This is a genomic window from Methylophilus sp. YYY-1 (genome assembly GCF_029132825.1).
Taxonomy (GTDB): domain Bacteria; phylum Pseudomonadota; class Gammaproteobacteria; order Burkholderiales; family Methylophilaceae; genus Methylophilus; species Methylophilus glucosoxydans.
Window position 1 is genome coordinate 258,786 of the sequence record NZ_WOVG01000005.1, and the last position, 18,155, is coordinate 276,940.

The 18,155-nt window shown below is 50.7% G+C and carries 15 protein-coding genes; 4 read left to right on the top strand and 11 right to left on the bottom strand.

The window, feature by feature from the left end; all coding sequences use genetic code 11:
- The first annotated feature begins 11 nt into the window (after positions 1-11).
- Entirely contained in the window at positions 12-869 is an 858-nt protein-coding gene (gene folD, locus GOC95_RS14250; protein ID WP_275357956.1) for a bifunctional methylenetetrahydrofolate dehydrogenase/methenyltetrahydrofolate cyclohydrolase FolD, read from the top strand.
- A 142-nt stretch (positions 870-1,011) separates the two neighbouring features.
- On the top strand, positions 1,012-1,434 hold the full coding sequence (gene dksA, locus GOC95_RS14255; RefSeq protein ID WP_018986915.1) for an RNA polymerase-binding protein DksA: 423 nt from the start codon (positions 1,012-1,014) through the stop codon (positions 1,432-1,434).
- An 85-nt stretch (positions 1,435-1,519) separates the two neighbouring features.
- Here dksA and GOC95_RS14260 read toward each other — a convergent pair whose 3' ends face one another.
- The 8 genes from GOC95_RS14260 to GOC95_RS14295 all read right to left on the bottom strand — a co-directional run bounded on the left by GOC95_RS14260 (position 1,520) and on the right by GOC95_RS14295 (position 9,431).
- Complete coding sequence (locus tag GOC95_RS14260) at positions 1,520-2,647, bottom strand: deoxyguanosinetriphosphate triphosphohydrolase (RefSeq protein ID WP_275357958.1); 1,128 nt, start codon at positions 2,645-2,647, stop codon at positions 1,520-1,522.
- A gap of 12 nt (positions 2,648-2,659) precedes the next feature.
- The gene (gene aroB / locus GOC95_RS14265; RefSeq protein WP_275357960.1) at positions 2,660-3,739 is read right to left on the bottom strand and encodes a 3-dehydroquinate synthase; all 1,080 of its coding nucleotides are present in this window, start codon (positions 3,737-3,739) and stop codon (positions 2,660-2,662) included.
- Positions 3,727-4,269, bottom strand: a complete 543-nt coding sequence (locus GOC95_RS14270) for a shikimate kinase (protein WP_194748987.1) — start codon at positions 4,267-4,269, stop codon at positions 3,727-3,729. The genes aroB and GOC95_RS14270 overlap by 13 nt, the downstream gene beginning before the upstream one ends.
- A gap of 81 nt (positions 4,270-4,350) precedes the next feature.
- A complete protein-coding gene (pilQ, locus tag GOC95_RS14275) occupies positions 4,351-6,594 on the bottom strand; it encodes a type IV pilus secretin family protein (RefSeq protein ID WP_275357962.1) in 2,244 nt (747 codons plus the stop codon).
- Positions 6,591-7,121 (bottom strand): pilus assembly protein PilP, encoded by a 531-nt coding sequence (locus GOC95_RS14280; RefSeq protein WP_275357964.1) that lies wholly within the window; start codon positions 7,119-7,121, stop codon positions 6,591-6,593. Before GOC95_RS14280 ends, pilQ begins: the two co-directional genes overlap by 4 nt.
- Complete coding sequence (locus GOC95_RS14285) at positions 7,118-7,762, bottom strand: type 4a pilus biogenesis protein PilO (RefSeq protein WP_275357965.1); 645 nt, start codon at positions 7,760-7,762, stop codon at positions 7,118-7,120. Before GOC95_RS14285 ends, GOC95_RS14280 begins: the two co-directional genes overlap by 4 nt.
- Positions 7,763-7,767: 5 nt before the next feature.
- The gene (locus GOC95_RS14290; protein ID WP_275357967.1) at positions 7,768-8,361 is read right to left on the bottom strand and encodes a PilN domain-containing protein; all 594 of its coding nucleotides are present in this window, start codon (positions 8,359-8,361) and stop codon (positions 7,768-7,770) included.
- Positions 8,358-9,431 (bottom strand): pilus assembly protein PilM, encoded by a 1,074-nt coding sequence (locus tag GOC95_RS14295; RefSeq protein ID WP_275357968.1) that lies wholly within the window; start codon positions 9,429-9,431, stop codon positions 8,358-8,360. Before GOC95_RS14295 ends, GOC95_RS14290 begins: the two co-directional genes overlap by 4 nt.
- A gap of 210 nt (positions 9,432-9,641) precedes the next feature.
- Between GOC95_RS14295 and GOC95_RS14300 the strand changes: the two genes are divergently transcribed.
- Positions 9,642-12,062, top strand: coding sequence for a PBP1A family penicillin-binding protein (locus tag GOC95_RS14300; protein ID WP_275357970.1), 2,421 nt, complete (start codon positions 9,642-9,644; stop codon positions 12,060-12,062).
- A gap of 26 nt (positions 12,063-12,088) precedes the next feature.
- A complete protein-coding gene (locus GOC95_RS14305) occupies positions 12,089-12,724 on the top strand; it encodes a hypothetical protein (protein WP_275357971.1) in 636 nt (211 codons plus the stop codon).
- Positions 12,725-13,355: 631 nt separating this feature from the next.
- On the opposite strand, the gene GOC95_RS14310 is transcribed toward GOC95_RS14305, so the two are convergent.
- The 3 genes from GOC95_RS14310 to GOC95_RS14320 are packed head-to-tail and all read right to left on the bottom strand — an operon-like array spanning position 13,356 to position 18,095.
- A complete protein-coding gene (locus GOC95_RS14310; RefSeq protein WP_275357973.1) occupies positions 13,356-15,110 on the bottom strand; it encodes a TolC family protein in 1,755 nt (584 codons plus the stop codon).
- Positions 15,107-16,420, bottom strand: a complete 1,314-nt coding sequence (locus GOC95_RS14315) for an HlyD family secretion protein (protein WP_275357974.1) — start codon at positions 16,418-16,420, stop codon at positions 15,107-15,109. The genes GOC95_RS14310 and GOC95_RS14315 overlap by 4 nt, the downstream gene beginning before the upstream one ends.
- Positions 16,413-18,095 (bottom strand): ATP-binding cassette domain-containing protein, encoded by a 1,683-nt coding sequence (locus GOC95_RS14320; protein ID WP_275357975.1) that lies wholly within the window; start codon positions 18,093-18,095, stop codon positions 16,413-16,415. Before GOC95_RS14320 ends, GOC95_RS14315 begins: the two co-directional genes overlap by 8 nt.
- Between the last annotated feature and the right edge of the window lie 60 nt (positions 18,096-18,155).

Consider the following 18,155-nt stretch of genomic DNA (forward strand, 5'->3'; position numbering starts at 1 on the left):
ATTTTTTGCTCATGAGCGCTCAGATTATTGATGGCAAGCAAATTGCGAATCAACTATTAGAAGAAATCAAATCCAAAATCGACCAACGGCTGGCTGATGGCAAACGTGCTCCTTGCCTGGCCGTTGTCCTTGTCGGGGATGATCCAGCCTCGGCTATTTATGTGCGCAACAAGCGTCTGGCTTGCGAAAAAGTAGGGATCGTCTCAATTGCGCATAACCTGCCAGCCAACACCACGCAAGAGGCCTTATTCGCGCTCATTCAAACACTGAATGCCGACCCTGACACTGACGGCATTCTGGTGCAATCCCCGCTCCCCCATCATATTGATGAGTCTGCCATTCTGGCGCTGATAGATCCCGGCAAAGATGTGGATGGGTTTCACCCCTACAATATAGGCCGCCTGGCGGTACGCCAGCCCTTATTACGTTCCTGCACGCCTTATGGAGTCATCAAGATGCTGCAAGCCAGCGGGATCGCGATCAAGGGGCTGGACGCCGTTGTCGTTGGCGTGTCTAACCACGTTGGGCGCCCTATGGGCCTGGAGCTCCTACTGGCCGGGTGCACCGTCACCAGTTGTCACCGGCACACCAAAGACTTACAAAGCCATATTAGCCGTGCCGATCTCATTGTGTCCGCGGTGGGCAAGCCTGGCTTGGTCAAGGGTGAGTGGATTAAACCTGGCGCTATTGTGGTCGATATTGGGATTAATCGCCTGCCTGATGGCAAGATCACCGGCGACGTTGACTTTGCGATTGCCAGCCAGCGTGCCAGCCATATTACGCCGGTGCCTGGTGGCGTCGGCCCAATGACTGTAGCCACGCTGATGGAAAATACCTTGAAGGCGCTGGAACTCAGTGAGCAAGCTTAAGCCGAAGCAGTCTTGCCCTTGCGAATAGGCTTTGCAGGGGTTTGAAACTGGTGTAAACTCGCGCGATTGTTGATTGACGTAATGCAATAAACCATGCCGCTACAGGCATTCACTATTCGAAGTTTCGTTCGTTGGAACCATCATGGCAGATACCGTTAACAAATCCTTTACCCCTTACCAGCCCGCCGCCGGTGAGGAATACATGAATAAAAAGCAGCAGGATCACTTCCGCAAAATCCTGAATGACTGGAAAGCAGAATTGAGTCACGATATTGATCGTACCGTGCATACCATGCAGGACGAAGTGACCAGCTTTGCTGACCCGAATGACCGTGCCAGCCAGGAATCTGACATGGCGCTGGAACTGCGCAACCGTGACCGTGAGCGCAAACTGATCAAGAAAATCGACGAAACCTTGCGTAACATCGACAGTGGTGACTACGGATACTGCGAAGGCTGCGGGATCGAAATTGGCCTCAAGCGCCTGGAAGCCCGCCCAACCGCCACCTTGTGCATAGACTGCAAAACGCTGGATGAAATGCGCGAGAAACAAGTCGCCAAATAAGGCTAAAGCTATCAAGCAATAAAAAAGCTGCCTAAGGGCAGCTTTTTTATTGCACTTGTTTTATTGCATCGCAATCATCCACGCACTACCAGTGCTCCTCAACGGCAAACAAGCGTTTGTGCTCACGGATGGCATAACGGTCAGTCATCCCGGCAATGTAATCAGCCACCGCCCGCGCCTGATCCTGCTTGGCTGCCAATTGGTGCTCGTCAGGCATCAAGGCCGGATTATCCGTAAAGGTCTTAAATAACTCTTCAATAATCCGCCTGGCCTTGGCACTCATGCGATTTACCCGGTAGTGCTGATAGAGGTGCTTGCGCAAAAACTGTTTTAATTCGTGATTCTTTTGCACGACCGGCTGGCTAAAGCCGACTAGATAGGCGGGTGCTTTGCGCACATCGTCTACGCTGCCCGGATTCAACTGCGCAATCGCTTGCTGGCTATGCTGACATAAATCGACCACCAGCACATTGATCATGCGGCGGATGGTTTCATGGATGAGCCGTTTTTCCTCAATCTCGCCATATTGCTTTTTAACCTCATGCATATTTTCGGCAAATAGCTGGATATTGGATAGCTGTTGGATGGTGATGAGGCCGGAACGTAAGCCGTCATCCACGTCATGATTGTTATAGGCAATTTCGTCAGCAAAGTTGGTGACTTGGGCCTCAAGGCTGGGCGACTCACCGCGCAAGAAACGTTCACCGACATCGCCCAGAAGTTGCGCATTTTTGCGCGAGCAATGTTTGAGGATGCCTTCACGGACTTCGAAAGTGAGGTTTAAGCCATCAAAACTGGCATAGCGGTTTTCCAGCAGATCGACCACGCGCAAGGACTGCAGGTTGTGCTCAAAACCGCCATAGTCTTTCATGCAATGATTGAGCGCATCTTGTCCGGCATGGCCAAACGGGGTGTGCCCAAGATCATGCGCCAGCGCGATAGCCTCGGCCAAATCTTCGTGCAAGCCCAAGGTGCGCGCGATACCGCGTGTCAGTTGCGCGACCTCGATACTATGCGTCAGACGCGTGCGAAACAGGTCACCTTCATGGTTTACAAATACCTGCGTTTTGTATTCGAGTCGCCTAAAGGCCGTGGAATGAATAATCCGGTCGCGGTCACGCTGAAAAACATTGCGCAACGGGGACTCCTGCTCGCCGACCTTGCGGCCACGAGACTGTTCTGGATGGGCAGCAAAAACGGCGAGTGTCATCATGGGCTTTCTGAATCAGGCCGCCAGCGAAAGCGTCTGTTTAAGTTTATCTGCATCGTAATCAGCCGTGATCACGGCTTTGCCTATCGCCTGTTGCAGAATCAAGCGAATGCGGCCATCGGCCACTTTCTTGTCCAGTTGCATCAAACGCAAATACTCATCCGCGCCTAAATCAGGGGCAGTCACCGGCAGGCTGGCGGCTTGCATGATGGTTTTGATACGCGCGACTTGTGCCGCATCTAGCCAGCCCATGCGTTGCGATAAGTCAGCCGCCATCACGGTGCCCGCCGCCACTGCCTCGCCATGCAGCCAGACACCGTAACCCATGGCATTTTCGATGGCATGACCAAACGTATGGCCCAGATTGAGCAAGGCGCGTTCGCCTTGCTCATGCTCATCCGCAGCCACCACTTCGGCCTTGTTCTGACATGAACGGTAAATGGCATAGCTGGCTACAGCATGATCCAGCGCCATCAGGGCGGGCATATTGGTTTCCAGCCAATTAAAAAAATCAGCATCCCGAATCAGCCCGTACTTGATAACCTCAGCCACGCCGGCAGACAACTCGCGTTGCGGCAAGGTCCTCAAGGTATAAATATCCGCTAGTACCAGCTTGGGCTGATAAAACGCGCCTATCATGTTTTTACCGAGCGGATGGTTGATGCCGGTTTTACCACCGACACTGGAGTCCACCTGCGAGAGCAGAGTAGTAGGCACCTGAATAAACGGTACGCCCCGCAAATAGGTTGCCGCAGCATAGCCGGTCAAATCGCCAATGACCCCTCCACCCAACGCAATCAGCGTGGTATTCCGCTCGCAGCGGTGTTGTAGCAGATGATCATAAATCGTTTGTAAGGTCTCATTATTTTTATAGGCCTCGCCATCCGGCAAAATGATTTCAATCACGCTCACGCCGGCCTCTCGTAGCGGCTGGGCAATGCTCTGCATATACAAAGGCGCGACCGTTGTATTGCTGACAATCGCCACCTGCTTGCGCTTGAGGTGAGGCAATATCAGGTCTGCCTGATGTAACAGGCCATTCCCAATATGGATAGGATAGCTACGGTCAGCCAGGCTGACGGTTAAGGTTTGCATGACGGCTCCAACGCTTTCAGGGCGCTCTCAATTTTCTGGATAATCACTGCGACTGGCTGATGACCGGTATCGACGATCAGATGAGCAGTCTCGGTATAGAGTGGATTGCGGGCATGGAACAATTGTTCCAGCTTGGCTTTGACATCGACATTCTGTAGCAGCGGTCGGTTTTTATCGTTGCGCGTGCGTAAATACAGCTCATTCACATTTGCACGCAAATAGATCACATAGCCATATTTTTTGAGAATTTCGCGGTTTTCCGGCGCGATGATGGCACCGCCGCCAGTGGCCAGCACGATATTCTCCTGCTGCGCAAACTCCTCTAGCGTGGCGGTCTCGCGCTTGCGGAAGCCAGCTTCGCCTTCCAGCTCGAAGATGGTCGGGATTTTAACGCCCGTGCGCTGCTCAATGACATGATCCGTGTCGTAGAAGGTCTTGCCCAGACTTTTGGCAATCAATTTGCCAACTGTGGTCTTGCCTGCCCCCATCAACCCGATCAAAAAAATGTTATTTGGTATTTGCGTACCCATAAAAATGCCCAACTGTTCAGTTGGGCATTTTAAGGCAAAGCCTGTCTGCTGTCAGTAATCGTTCAGCAAGCCATGCAATGATCAGTTCAAGGCCAGCGTTTCGTCCATGACTTTAGGCGTGATAAAGATCAGCAACTCCGTTTTATCTTCCTGTCTGGTGTTGCGCTTGAAGGCATAACCCACCACAGGCAAGTCACCAAAAAATGGCACCTTGTCCGTAGATTTACGTGACACTTGCTCATAAATCCCACCTAATACCACGGTCTCACCGTTACCCACCAGCACTTGCGTTTGCACGTTTTGCGTGTTGATCGCGACACCGCCGGACGTTTCTTCACCCTTGCTGTCTTTGCGCACATCCAGATCCATAATAATTTTCTGGTCGGGTGTAATTTGTGGTGTCACCTCCAGACTCAACTCAGCCTTTTTAAAACTGACCGCTGTCGCGCCACTACTCGTTGCGGTTTGATATGGAATTTCCACCCCTTGAGCTATACGCGCCTTTTGCTGATTGGCTGTAGTCACTCGAGGACTTGAAATCACTTTACCCCGCGAATCAGCCTCTAACGCTGAGAGCTCAAGATTCAGTAACAAGTTAGCCGAGAGTTTAAGCAGACTCAGCGCAATCCCGCCGTAAGCATTGGTGACAGGTAAATTTGACATCAAATCCGGCTGACCATTAGAGCTCACAATATAATCCCCAATTGTCGCGCTTTGGACAGTCCCTCCCTGAGTCCCCAAGGTATAAGTGCCATTAGTGCCTGCCGTTGTCGGCGCTGTATAAGCTGTTGTCTTATTTCCAAGACTGCCTCCAATTGACACGTTAGTATTGCTGCCTGGCGTTCCAGTCTGCGAAATTCCAAAACGCGCCCCTAAAGCTTTAGAAAAAGTATTAGAAGCAATCACCATGCGTGATTCAATTATAACTTGCTTAACCGGCACATCCACTTTGTTGATTATTGCCTGAACTTCTTCGAGCTTTCTGGGCGTGTCCTGAACGAAAATGGTATTTGTCCTTGCATCAAAGGTGACACTGCCACGTTGAGATAAAATACGATTCATACGTCCAGCTGAAGAACTTGTGGAAGCACTAGACATGCTCGAACTACTGCCGCCTGTGCCTGCCCCTCCGCCCAACAGCATATTTCTAAAATCCATCGCCTTTTGATACTTTAGTGAAAACACTTCTGTACGTAATGTTTCCAGTGTTTCACGCTCAGCCTCAGCGGTCAGCTGTGCTTTTTCTTTAGCTGCAAATTCTTCTGCAGGCGCAATCGAAATAACGCTGCCGTTAACTCGCATATCAAGACCTTTGCTTTTCATAATCACATCCAAAGCCTGATCCCAAGGCACATCTTTCAAACCAATCGTCACACTTCCAGATACCGAGTCGCTAACAACAATATTTTTACCGGTGAAATCAGCGATCACTTTCAGAACATCCCTCACGTCTACTCGCTGAAAGTTTAGAGATAACTTTTCACCAGCGTAGCCCTGTTTAGAGCCTTGTATCAGTTTGTTAGGGTCCTTTGCGATTGGTCGGATATCCACTACTAGCCTTTTATCGGTTTGGTAAGCGGACTGCTCCCAATCGCCCTGTGGTTCAATGACGATTTGCGCTTGGTGGTGGTGACGTAATGCATCAACAAATAGCACGGGCGTGTTGAAGTTAATCACATTCAGGCGTCGCTGCAGTGACTCGGGCAGATCCGTATCTGCAAAATCAATTACCACTGTTTTTCCCGCATTGCGGACATTCACACCAACTCGACTATCGGACAAATCAACTAACACGCGGCCTTCACCATTTTTACCACGCATAAAATCGATACGTTGAATCTTGTGTGCTGCCCCTGCATCTTGCTCTGAAAAACGCTTGGCTGCAGTTGTAGCGACGGGGATCTCTTGCCCTTCCTGAATTAAACCGACCATTAAAGACAAACCATGTAACTCCAATTGATGTTGTACTGGTTTTGTTAAATTCATAACAATACGAGTACGATCATTGGTTTGTGCGATCTGCACTGACTTTAACACCCCTTGATTAATAGGGATCACATTCTTGCCTGTCGAATTGACTGCGTTTGGCAAATCGAATACTACTCTGGGCGGATTACTCAACGTGAAGCTGACAGGGGTAGTTGCCAGAGGTTGCGACAACTGTAGCTGCACATTCAATTTTGCGCCTGGCTGCATGGTGGCTTCAACCACTTGTAGCAGGTTTTTTCCGTCTGCCGGTTCTGCGGCCAGAATACAAGTGGAGACGACCATTGTGGCGGCCAACAAAATGATTCGTGCAAGATTATAGGTAGAAGTATTCATCATTGATGTTCCTGCAATTCCAATATTGTCATTTGCTCAGACCACTCAGCTGTGACCGGATCTTGTATGGTCTCTTTCACTCTTAACTCATACTTCAAAGTCTGGTGATTTTCCCCGAGTGCAATTACTACGCCAAACTTTTCGCCCAAGTGCGCGCCTGTTTTAATCTGGTAAATATGGCTATCTGGAGTTTGTATGGTGGCATACATACTATTTTTTTTGCTGAGAACCCCGACAAATTTAAGGCTTTCTAGCGGATAGGCTTCCAGAGGTTCTTTAGGCCGATTCAAATCGGGCTGATTCGCATTTTGTATTGCGGCTTTGCGCGGATAAAACGGATCATGCAAGACGCCGTCCGCGTTATACATTTTCGGCGCAAATCCTTGCACCTCCGGTAAAGCCTCTACAGGTGCAAGCATGGTCTGATTCGCGTCATTCATAAACTGGGTTAAATCGTCATTTTGTGCATGCCCACATGCAGCCAGCAAAATTATCAACGCAGCTGGTAAAAGTTTTGATTTCAACCTCATTTTTTATTTGCCTTATTCTCTTGCATCTTGCGTGCAGCAAGCTCTTCTGCATCAAGATAGCGATAGGTCTTGGCAACAGCTTCCATGACTAGAATATCTTTTTGCGTCTGTTTCTCATCTTTCCCTGCAGGGTGAATTTGCAGGTTGTGTAGCGTCACAATACGGGAAAGTTTGGCCACCTCAGTGACAAAAGCGCCAAGCCCATGATATTGGCCTAATACTTTGATATTTATAGGCTTTTCAGCATAAAACTCAGCAAACACCTCTGGCAATGGGACAAATCCCTCGAATGATAGGCCCTGACTGAGACCAGCTTGGTTGATATCTGTCAGCAGTCCATCCATTTCAGATTTATCTGGCAACTGCTTAAGCAGGTTACCGAAAGTACGCTGAATATCAATCACCTGTTGTTCATATGCCTTCATTTTTAGTGCCTGCATTTTCTTCGCCAGATACTCATCACGTAACCCCTGCTCCTTTTCTTTTTCTAGCTTTAACTCCTTAAGATTGGGATTAAGTAAAAACAAGTAACCTAAAACAAATAAGATACCAGCCAACATCGCTAGCAAGGCGGCTTTCATCGGCAGAGGCAAGTTACCCGCGTTTTTTAAATCAATATTATTAAAGTCAGACAGTTGCATTTTTGTCATCCTTTAGCAGGGGCCAGTTTTTGCTTATCGGCAGGACTCGTAGGCGACTCGCGCTTGAGCGTGACGCGTAAAACAAAGTCATATTCTTTGACCGATAGTGCATTCATGCTAGCTTTGATTTCAACCAGATTAGGGCTATGCATAATGGCTGAGCCACTCAGGTTATGTACTAATGTCGCGACTCTCGCATTAGTATCTGCAACCCCTTTCAGCTCAATTTCATCTTCGATTTGTTTCACACTTCTGAAGAAGACACCATCTGGCAATTGTCTGGCCAGCTCATCCAGAATCAGAACAGCCTGATTACGATCACTTTGCAAGCCTTCCACAATTTGCTTACGCTCAAGCACACTCTTGATTTGCTCTTTCAAATTACCAATCTTGGCTATTTCCACATCTAGACGAGCCATTTCATCCTGCAATCGTTGATTCCGAGATTGCTGCGCCTGAATCTTGCTATGGATGTAGCTCCAACTGACAAACAAAATAGCCGCTGCTGCTACTGCTACCAAGGATGCCATCAAGCCAAATTCACGCTGCCGCTCAGCGCGTCGGATCTGACGGTGTGGGAGTAGATTGACTTTAATCATGCGTCTACCCCTCGCAGCGCCAAGCCACAAGCGATCATTAGGGCAGGGGCATCTACTTGCAACTGGGAAGGTTTAATCTTGTTTGCCAACGTCATACCACCGAAAGCATTTGCAACCAAAGTATGCACACCGGTTTTTTCTTCAATGAGAGCGGTCAGCCCGTCAGTAGCTGCCACACCGCCCGCTAACAACAAATGGTCGACTTTGCTGTATTGGGTGGAATTAGTGAAAAATGAAACGGCTCTGGCAGCCTCGGCCGCCAGGTTTTGTAAAAACGGCTGCAACACTTCCTGCGCATAAGAAGCTGGCAATCCGCCTTGACGCTTGGCGATTTCGCTTTCTTCAGGCGACAAGCCAAACCGGCGCTGAATCTCTTGCGACAAGGTCGCCCCACCAAAGGCTTGCTCTCGTGCATAGACGGAGTGTGTGCCTACCATCACATTGATATGGGTGACAAAGGCACCGATATCCAGAATCATGGTCACAGTTTTTTTACTGTGATCAGGCAAATGTCTCAAAATCTGACGGTAAGCCGTTTCTGTCGCATAGGCCTCAACATCCATGATCTGCACCTTGAGCCCGGCTTCTTCAGCCACGGCCACCCGGTCATCGATTTTTTCTTTCTTGGCCGCCACAATCAGCACCTCCACTTCATCGGTGCTTTTCCCCATCGGGCCCAAGATCTGAAAGTCCAAATTCATTTCGTCGAGCGGGAACGGGATGTACTGATTTGCCTCAGACTCGACTTGCAGCTCCATGTCTTCTTCGCGCAATCCGGCAGGCATAATCACGCGCTTGGAAATCACCGCCGCAGTTGGCAAGGCCAAGACTACCTGACGTGCACGCGAACCCAGCAATCGCCAGGCGGCACGCATGCTCTCAGCCACCTGGGTGAGATCATTGATATTGCCGTCACTGATTGCGCCTTTAGGCAACGTGACATTGGCATAGCCATCCAGCCGGAATTGCTGCTTGCCAATGGCACTGAGCTCCACCATCTTGACGGCGGTTGCACTGACATCCACACCAATAAAACTGGTTTTTTTGCGCTGTAAAAAGCCCAGACTCAACGGTATTGCCCTTCATAAATAGTTACATGCCCGACTTGCTATGCATCATCCATGCCAACTCATGCATTCGAGTGGGTAAACAATGGCTTACATGTATTTTTGCGAGTCAGGGAAATCCTGATTATTTGCATGATTCCATAATTAACTGCCTATGAATCAGCAAAAAAAGATTACAATTCATAGGTAATTCTCTCGATGGCAGCAAGACGCATGAATTCAAGAACCTGGTTGCAGTCCCTTCTTTTTCTCTTCATTACTGGCAGTTTGATCGTCGCAGCCTTGCTGGTATTGATGATCAGCATCCTCTATCCTTCCCTGCCTTCGATTGATGCACTGACGGATTACCACCCCAAATTGCCCCTGCGGGTCTATGACGCCGATGGCGGCTTGATGGCTGAATTTGGTCAGGAGCGCCGCGCATTCGTACCGATTGAACAAACGCCCAAAGTCATGAAAGACGCCATTCTGGCGATTGAAGACCGTCGCTTTTACCAGCACAACGGCATTGATACCACAGGCATTTTGCGGGCGATTCGCAACAACCTGACCGGACGCGGGCACGAAGGCGCCAGCACCATCACCATGCAGGTGGCTAAAAACTTTTTCAGCAATCCAGATACGCCACGCAATCTATGGACCAAGATTAAAGAGGCCTTGCTGGCGATCAAAATTGAACATGCCATTAGCAAAGACAAGATTCTGGAGCTCTATCTCAACCAGATTTATCTGGGCGAACGGGCGTATGGTTTTGCGACCGCCGCCAAAACCTACTATGACAAAGACTTGAAACAACTGAACCTGGCCGAAGCCGCGTTACTGGCAGGCTTGCCCAAAGCGCCGAGCAAATACGACCCCTACATTCATCCTGACTACGCCATCAACCGTCAGCATGAAGTACTCCGCGACATGCACCGCTATGGCATGATCTCTGATCAAGCCTATGAAGAAGCATTAAAAGCACCGCTTAAATTCCAGTCATCCAGACGCCAAATCCAGGCACTGGGCGGGGAATACGTGGCCGAGATCGTCAGGGCAAGCTTGTATAAACGCTATGGTGAGAAGGCTTATACCAGCGGGCTGCGTGTTTACACCACTATCAATAGCAAACACCAGGCTGCTGCCAATACGGCCATGATTCAAGGCATCATCAATTTTGAGTTGCGGCACGGGTTCCGTGGCGCAGAGCAAATGTTGCCATTACCGGCAACACTCAGGGCGTCGGAAGCCGCTGATTTATTGCGTGATTTTGTCACTTACAACCAATTTGTGCCCGCCTTGGTCACCAAGGTGGAACCCAACCTGCTCACTTTGGTCACCAAGCGCGGCCAGGTGCTCAAACTGCAAGACAAATCATTGCTGCTGGTCAAAAACCATATGCCGCCCGCCAAACCCACGCCCTTGTCACTCAAGCCGGGCGCGGTCATTCGCGTATATCAAAACGGTGAAGAATGGTCGGTAGTACAACTGCCAGAAGTGGAAAGTGGCTTTATGGCACTCAATCCTGAAACCGGACAGGTACAAGCGCTGATCGGTGGCTTCAGTTTCCAGCGCAACAAATATAACCATGTCACCCAGGGTCGCCGTCAACCCGGCTCCAGCTTTAAACCATTTATCTATTCTGCCGCGCTTGAAAAGGGCTATTCCCCTGCCAGTGTGTTTGAAGACGCACCGATCAGTTTCACCTCCACCGAGACTGGCAGCAACAGCAGCTGGGAGCCGCGCAACTACGATGAAAAATATGCTGGTCCGATGCGTTTGCGTGAAGCACTGGCGCAATCCAAAAACACCATTTCAATCCGGCTTATGAATGCGATTGGCGCGCGTTATGCCCAAAACTACCTGCGCAAATTTGGCTTTGACCCCAAGGATCACCCGGCCTATTTGTCTACCGCCTTGGGCGCTGGCTCAACCACGGTCTGGCAGCTGACAGCCGCGTATGCCACCTTTGCCAATAGTGGCTATCAGGTGCATCCTTACCTGATCGAAAAGATCACGGACAGCCGCGGCAAGGTGATTCAAGCCGTGCAACCAGGCAAACATGTTTCCGCCGAGCGGGTGATTGACCAGCGCAACGCGTTCATTATTACCACCATGCTACAAGACGTGGTGAGAGATGGGACTGCGCGCGCAGCACTGTCATTGCGCCGCCCCGACATTGCCGGTAAAACTGGCACCACCAACGACCAGTTTGATGCCTGGTTTGCTGGCTACCACCCAAAAGAGGTGGCAGTCGCGTGGGTGGGTTATGACAACCCGCACAACCTGGGCCGTGGCGAAACCGGTGGCCGCGCAGCTTTACCTATCTGGATACGCTATATGCAACAAACCCTGTCAGGTCAGCCGATTTATCAATACAAAGTGCCTGAGGGCGTCTTGCAATTGAAAGTAGATGCTTACACCGGTGCGCAGATCAGCGAAGACGATGCGGGCATTTATGAGTATTTTTATGAAGAGCACTTGCCACAATCCAAACCCGAAACACTGCCTGGTTTGTTTGACCCGGAAGGTGAGCATGCGCCCGAAGAGGAAGAGCCCTCCTTTTTGGAGCGCCTGATCGGCGAACACAGTGGCAACAATGAGGATAGAAAACTGCCAGCCAATCCGGCAGCCAAGCTGCTGAGCCCGAATTAGCAATCAATCTACGAAAAGCCTAAAGTATGTTTGATGATTTTACGAGTGACTTGAGGCAAGAAATTGCCCAATCTGCCGCGCGCCTGATGTTTGAAGAAGGCATCAGTGACTATGCGCGCGCCAAACGCAAAGCCATCAAAGCCATGGGCATCACGCAAGATGCGCCCTTGCCGACCAACGGCGAAATTGATGCGGCCTTGCGTGAATATCACGCGCTTTACGCAGATGAAAGCGATGCCGCTCACCTGCTGGAACTGCGGCAGGCCGCGCTGCATACCATGCGTCTATTGCAGAAATTCCAGCCCTACCTGACCGGCGCCGTCATGGAAGGTACCGCCGGGCCCCATGCCGATACCGAAATCCATGTCTTTGCCGAGAGTGCCAAAGAACTGGAAATCTACCTGCTTAACCAGAATATCCCCTACCGCCTAGACGAACAGCACTATCGCATGTCAGACCGTCCGAGCAAACAAAAGCACGAATTGCTACGCAAACGGGTGCCGGTGGTGCTGGTAGAAACCCGGTACGGTACGCAACGCATCAGTATTTTTGAAGCCGACGACCTGCGTACCGCCCCGCGTAAACACGGGGAAAAGGCGGGAATCCACCGGATGACGCTGGCGCAGGTGGAAGCGCTGCTTAAACCAGTCCTGACCGAGTAATCGGATTGCCGCAGCTCGACTGCGCGTGACATCCCTCATTTAACAACTCAACCTGTTTGCAGAGATTCCCGTGCTCTTGCCTGAGTAATGCCTTCAAGTGCTGATCTCTTCACCTCAACTGTATATTGAACGCATCGTCTACTAGGGGCATTCATCGCCAGCGGACTGCTAGGATGACCAAGCGCAAGCTGCGTGGTTATTGCGCTTGCAAGGTGAAGGAGAACGGGCATTTGAAGAAGGCATCCTCAGCCTGAAAGCTGGAGATTGTTTGAATATTGCCGCTAAACACAGGGTGAAATGGTCCTAGCCAAACAGAGAGACCCTCTGACTAGCCGTGTTTTATGAAGGATAAGCGTTACTGGCCAGGTTGTTAGGCAGCATAGAAAATCGTTGCGTAGGGAGGCATGCCTGCACAGTAAACAATGCGTGTTTTCTTCTGATAGCCAATCCCATCGCAAAAAGTATCTAAAGTGTGCGATCACTTTGATGCTTGTCCTCAGAGAACCCCGAGAAAAACCTGAATAAACGCCTGAGTTTTTCTGATCCAGGCATCCGCACCGCTTCTTAAATCACTCAGCGCACAGATTTGATCAAGTAGCCTCATCTGCCTTGCACGTTATCCGAGGCTACCTTACTGCATGCTAATCTGCGTATAGCCCAACACCGTTCCGGTGGCAAAGGTCAGGTCTATCAGGGCAATCTGATAGTCATTAATGGCGCGAATTTCCTTGATTTGCGCCTCGCCTAGCCGCGTCAGTGTTTCCAGCACCTCGGTCATGGTACGTAAGCCTTCATTAAACTGCTTGAGTTCGGCTTCGTAGTTATAGCCGGCGATCATCACCTGCTGGCGTGCCGCGAGGATGCGCTGCCAGTTTTGCTCAAGCTTATCCAGGGCGTCGTGAATTTCGCGTTTGACGGTCAGCGCTTGCAGCGTTTTGTTTGTCAGGCGCTGCATACGCTGGGCAATCGCTTTATCCAGCTTGGCTTTGCGCGCTTCATTGCTCACTGGCATTTCAAACTTCAGGCCCACGGACCAGTCATTGTATTGGCCATTCAGCAAGTCCTGCCCGATATTGCCTGCCCGGTTGGCAGAACTGGACAGGGCGCCGTATTGGTAATCCAGCGTAAACATCGGCAGGGTCTGATTTTGCAGATAATCAATTTGTAATTGATCTGCGCTCAGTTTGAGCTCCTGATCGAGTAGCTCGATGCGGCTATCCAACGCATCTTTGAGCAGTTTTTCACGGTCAAACTCAAACTTGACCAGATTGGGCATGGTAGAAGGTACCCACGGCAAACTAGTCATGCCTTGCTCCGGCAATTCGTTGAGCAAAAACTGTAACTGGCGCTGGGCCAGCTTGAGGTTGGTTTCGGCAATAATCAGCGTTTCCATGCGATCCGCGACACCAATTTCAGCACGGTTGACTTCAATCGCGGCGGTGAGACCCTCCTGCACGCGGCGTTTGACCATGGCCAGATTTTGGCTGGCATATTCGTACTGGTTGCGGCGCACATCCAGGGCCGCCCAAGCCTCGTATAAATCCCAGTAGGCTTTATCCACCATGGTGACTATACGAATGCTTTGCAACCGCGTTCTGAGCTGGGCGCTATCCTGATCAAGTGCTGCAATGCGGATGCTGGCCTCGTTCACCTGTCGCCCGGCATTACGCAACAACGGCTGGCTAAAGGAGAAGCGCAAAGCACTGCGGTATTGGTCACTGGCCAGACTGCCCTTGCTCTGGTAGTTTTCCAGTGGCGCACTCAGGGTAACGCTACCACCAGTTCTTAACGGCACTTTGATGCCCGTTTCCAACTCCCAAAACTCCTTGTTTTGGGCTGCCGGATTCAGTTTGACCAGCTCGCTATCCAGCGCAGGGTTATCAGACTTTAGAATCACTTTGTCACCCGCCATCGCAGGCAAGTCTTTCTGGCCATATTTGGCGTAGGCAAAAATGACCTGGTCAAACTTGGCCTGCTCTTCACGCAACGATTGCGCAGCAATGGTCGGGTCGATTTTGGCCACTTGCAGATTAAGATTGTTTTGCAACGCCTTCTGCCGCACATCCGCAATACTCAGTTGCGGCCCTTGCTTGGGTGCATTACTGAGCATATTTGCAGTTTCTGGCGAGTCAAACGGTTGCAGCGCACTTTTCAGGTCTATCACTACCGGCTTATTGCGTTGTTGCTGCTGTTGTTTGACCGCATCATGCAGCGGCACACCCTTGCCCTTGGCATATGGCTCCAGGCCGCGGCCTTCTGTGTTCTGCAATCGCTGGCGCGCCCGGCTGTCACTCAATGACTCATCCGCACCGACAACTGTGGCCAATAGCATACTGGCCAGACCAAACAGCCTGGTCAAAACCGGTAATTGCACACCACGCTTCATTTACTGGCCCCAACGCCAGCCGGTAGATTGAGTGGTGTCGGCTCATGCGGGATTCTGGGCGGGAAGCCATTGAGCAGGCGCCACAATTCATAGCCTATCGTCACTTTCTCCAACAATACCCAACCCTTGGCACTGATACCCTGACGCAAAAAGCGGGCTTCTGGCCATTGCGGCGTGCCCTCTTTATGGATCACCATGATACGGAAATGCCCGGTGCCATTGTCAGTCGGGTCGACAAAAGCAATTTTGCCCTCAAAAGTGCCCACACCGACTTGCGCCCAGCCAGGCACCTGAATCGCAGGCCATCCCTCAAATTCGAGACGCACAACACTTTCGCGAGTAATCAGTGGCGCATCGCGGCCATCAACCCATAACTCCACGGCACGCTGAGAGGTATGTGGCACAATAATCAGCAAGGGATCTCCTTGCTTGATTATCTGGGATTGTGAATTGACCGGTAAACGGAAAATCGTGCCATCGCGGGGCGCGATGATTTTCTGCATGTTTTGCCGCGCCAGTGAAATCTCGGAGCTGTGCAGGCTGTTTTCAGCATCTGAGACCTCGCCTTTGATTTTGTTGATATTGGCTGTGACCGAATCCAGATATGCTTGCGTATCGGCACGCACCTGACGAATTTCTGCCTGTGCCGACTGCGCCTCGGCCATAGCCGATTGCAGTTGAGCCTGCACACTATTTAGGTTGCGGCTGGCAATCGTATGGTCACGCTCAGCCACTTCTGTGTCTCGCTTGGAAACCAGGCCATCGCCCAGTAGGCGTTGCATACGCTTGACCTGCATCGTGGCAGCATCCAGCGTCGCTTGAGCAGAGTTCACAGCTTCACGTGCACTGAGAATTTTTTGGTTAGCGACATCCAACTTGTATTGGGCGGCGGTGATTTTGGCATCGCGGCCGGCGGCCAGGTTGTCACGCTGCACCGAGTAAGCTGATAACTCACTTTGTTTGGAAGCGAGTTTGTCCTCCAGGTTATCGCGCTGCGCTTGCAGGCGCTGCCTGAAGTTAGGATCAGTATCGCTAATTTCCAGCAATACATCGCCTTGCTTCACTTGTGAGCCTTCTTGCACATACCAGTGCTGGATGAGCCCGCTCACGGGGGCATCGACGGTTTGCACCCGCTCGGAAGGAGAATAGGCCGTGACCTTGCCCAGCGCGGTCACGTTTTGTTGCCATGGCAGAGGCAAAAAAGCAAGGGGCAGCACAACGAGCAGCCAGGCCATCCGTTTGATCCAAACCCTTAAATGCTCAGGGGTTTGTACGCTTTGTGTCAGCATACTTTCAACCGTATTACGCATGCTGACCTCCTGCCACGTCTGTCGCCGCTTGGCTTTGCAGATGAATGACTTGCTTGCATTGCTGGGCGATATGCTGATATCGCGTGGTGATCAACACCATCCAGTCCTGCTGGTGACGCTTAAGCAACATCAGCACCTGATCCAGCTCATGTTGCGCCAGTTGATCCAGCAGGCCATCAATGATTAATACATCCGGTTGACCCAGCATGGCACGGGCAAGCATTAATCGTTGTAACTGTGTATGCGTCATCGGTGCGCCAAAGTCGGTCAAGACTGTTTCTACCCCATTGGGCAGCTTGCTGATTTCTTGCCACAAGCCCAGCACCTGCAGTAACTCAATCACCTGATCAAGTGTCACCTCTGGCCGTTGCAACCTCAGATTATCCAGAATAGAGCCATGCTGCCACTCGACTTTGTTCGCCACACCAATCCGGTCACGCAAATGTGCCAGGTCAAGCTGGCGCACATCAATGTCGTTGTAGCTGACATGTCCTTGCAGCGGCTGCCTCATACCGGTGATCAGCTCCAGCAACGTCGTTTTACCGCTGCCTAAGCCACCGATTAACGCCAGGCTCTCACCACGTTGCAAGTTAAAACTCAGGTTGCTGACCAAAGCGGCTTGATCCGCGTGTTGAAAAGTCAGCTGATGCACCTTCAGGGTAGTGTAGCCTTCCTGACCTGACTGATGCTCCCCAGAGCGCTCTACAGGCAAGGTTTCCAGCACACCAAGTTTATCGACCGCCGCAAGCAGATCATAGAAATACTCCAGCTTGGTCACAAATCGCACAAACGCAGAAAGCACCCCAAAAATAATCAGCTCTGCGGCAACAAACTGGCCCAGATTGATCTGGCCTTTAATCACCAGTGTTCCGCCTAATATCAGCATGCCCGTACCAATCAACGCATAGAGGCCCACCGCGCCTATCAGTTGCATCATGAGTACTTTAAAGTGCTTGGTCCTGACTTGCAGATAGCCTTCTGCAAGCTGCGCGGTATTCGCCGTGTTGCGCTGAGTCGCACCGTAAAACTTTGAGAGCCATTTATTGCGTGCAATGGTTTCCAACCAGGCCGCCATTTCATATTTGGCTTTAGACTCTTTGATCGATGTCTCTTCGGCCTGTTTACCCAGGCCAAAAATAATCACCCACAACACAATCAGCATGAGGATCACCAAAATGCCAAAATACAGACTATAAAAAAGCAGCACAATGCTGCCGATGATGCCTTGCAACAAGGCGGTCAAGCCAACCGTGAGTAAGGTGGCCATCGATTTCTGCACGGTTTGAATATCAAAATAACGATTCACCAGTTCTACCGGATTGAATTTGTCATACACAGAAATATGAATTTGCCCGGTATTTTGCGCAATCTGCAAGCTATACCGCACAAAAAGCCGTCGCTGGATCATCTCAACCAGAAAACTCTCAATCGCATAAATCGCACCAGACAACGCCAGCAAACAAAACAGGATAAACCCCACGACGTACAGCGGCTGCAATACGCCGCCCATGGTGACGATATTCACCATCGCCTGCACGGCAACAGGTGTCGCGATACCCAGCACACCGTAAGCCGCAGTTAAATAAAACAGCAGCAAAATGTCCTGTTTTTCAAATGAGAGTAATTTGACGACTCTTTGAAAAGGGCTGAGAGATGTTGTATGAATGTTTGCCATAATAAGAATTGTTGTTAACTAGGCCCTGTAAATGGATAACAACCGTTTATATTAGTTCCC

What these genes read in the sequence shown, in the direction of transcription:
- folD (WP_275357956.1), top strand. Translation starts at nt 12, where the DNA reads ATGAGCGCTCAGATTATTGATGGCAAGCAAATTGCGAATCAACTATTA.
- dksA (WP_018986915.1), top strand. Translation starts at nt 1,012, where the DNA reads ATGGCAGATACCGTTAACAAATCCTTTACCCCTTACCAGCCCGCCGCC.
- GOC95_RS14260 (WP_275357958.1), bottom strand. Translation starts at nt 2,647, where the DNA reads ATGATGACACTCGCCGTTTTTGCTGCCCATCCAGAACAGTCTCGTGGC.
- aroB (WP_275357960.1), bottom strand. Translation starts at nt 3,739, where the DNA reads ATGCAAACCTTAACCGTCAGCCTGGCTGACCGTAGCTATCCTATCCAT.
- GOC95_RS14270 (WP_194748987.1), bottom strand. Translation starts at nt 4,269, where the DNA reads ATGGGTACGCAAATACCAAATAACATTTTTTTGATCGGGTTGATGGGG.
- pilQ (WP_275357962.1), bottom strand. Translation starts at nt 6,594, where the DNA reads ATGATGAATACTTCTACCTATAATCTTGCACGAATCATTTTGTTGGCC.
- GOC95_RS14280 (WP_275357964.1), bottom strand. Translation starts at nt 7,121, where the DNA reads ATGAGGTTGAAATCAAAACTTTTACCAGCTGCGTTGATAATTTTGCTG.
- GOC95_RS14285 (WP_275357965.1), bottom strand. Translation starts at nt 7,762, where the DNA reads ATGCAACTGTCTGACTTTAATAATATTGATTTAAAAAACGCGGGTAAC.
- GOC95_RS14290 (WP_275357967.1), bottom strand. Translation starts at nt 8,361, where the DNA reads ATGATTAAAGTCAATCTACTCCCACACCGTCAGATCCGACGCGCTGAG.
- GOC95_RS14300 (WP_275357970.1), top strand. Translation starts at nt 9,642, where the DNA reads ATGAATTCAAGAACCTGGTTGCAGTCCCTTCTTTTTCTCTTCATTACT.
- GOC95_RS14305 (WP_275357971.1), top strand. Translation starts at nt 12,089, where the DNA reads ATGTTTGATGATTTTACGAGTGACTTGAGGCAAGAAATTGCCCAATCT.
- GOC95_RS14310 (WP_275357973.1), bottom strand. Translation starts at nt 15,110, where the DNA reads ATGAAGCGTGGTGTGCAATTACCGGTTTTGACCAGGCTGTTTGGTCTG.
- GOC95_RS14315 (WP_275357974.1), bottom strand. Translation starts at nt 16,420, where the DNA reads ATGCGTAATACGGTTGAAAGTATGCTGACACAAAGCGTACAAACCCCT.
- GOC95_RS14320 (WP_275357975.1), bottom strand. Translation starts at nt 18,095, where the DNA reads ATGGCAAACATTCATACAACATCTCTCAGCCCTTTTCAAAGAGTCGTC.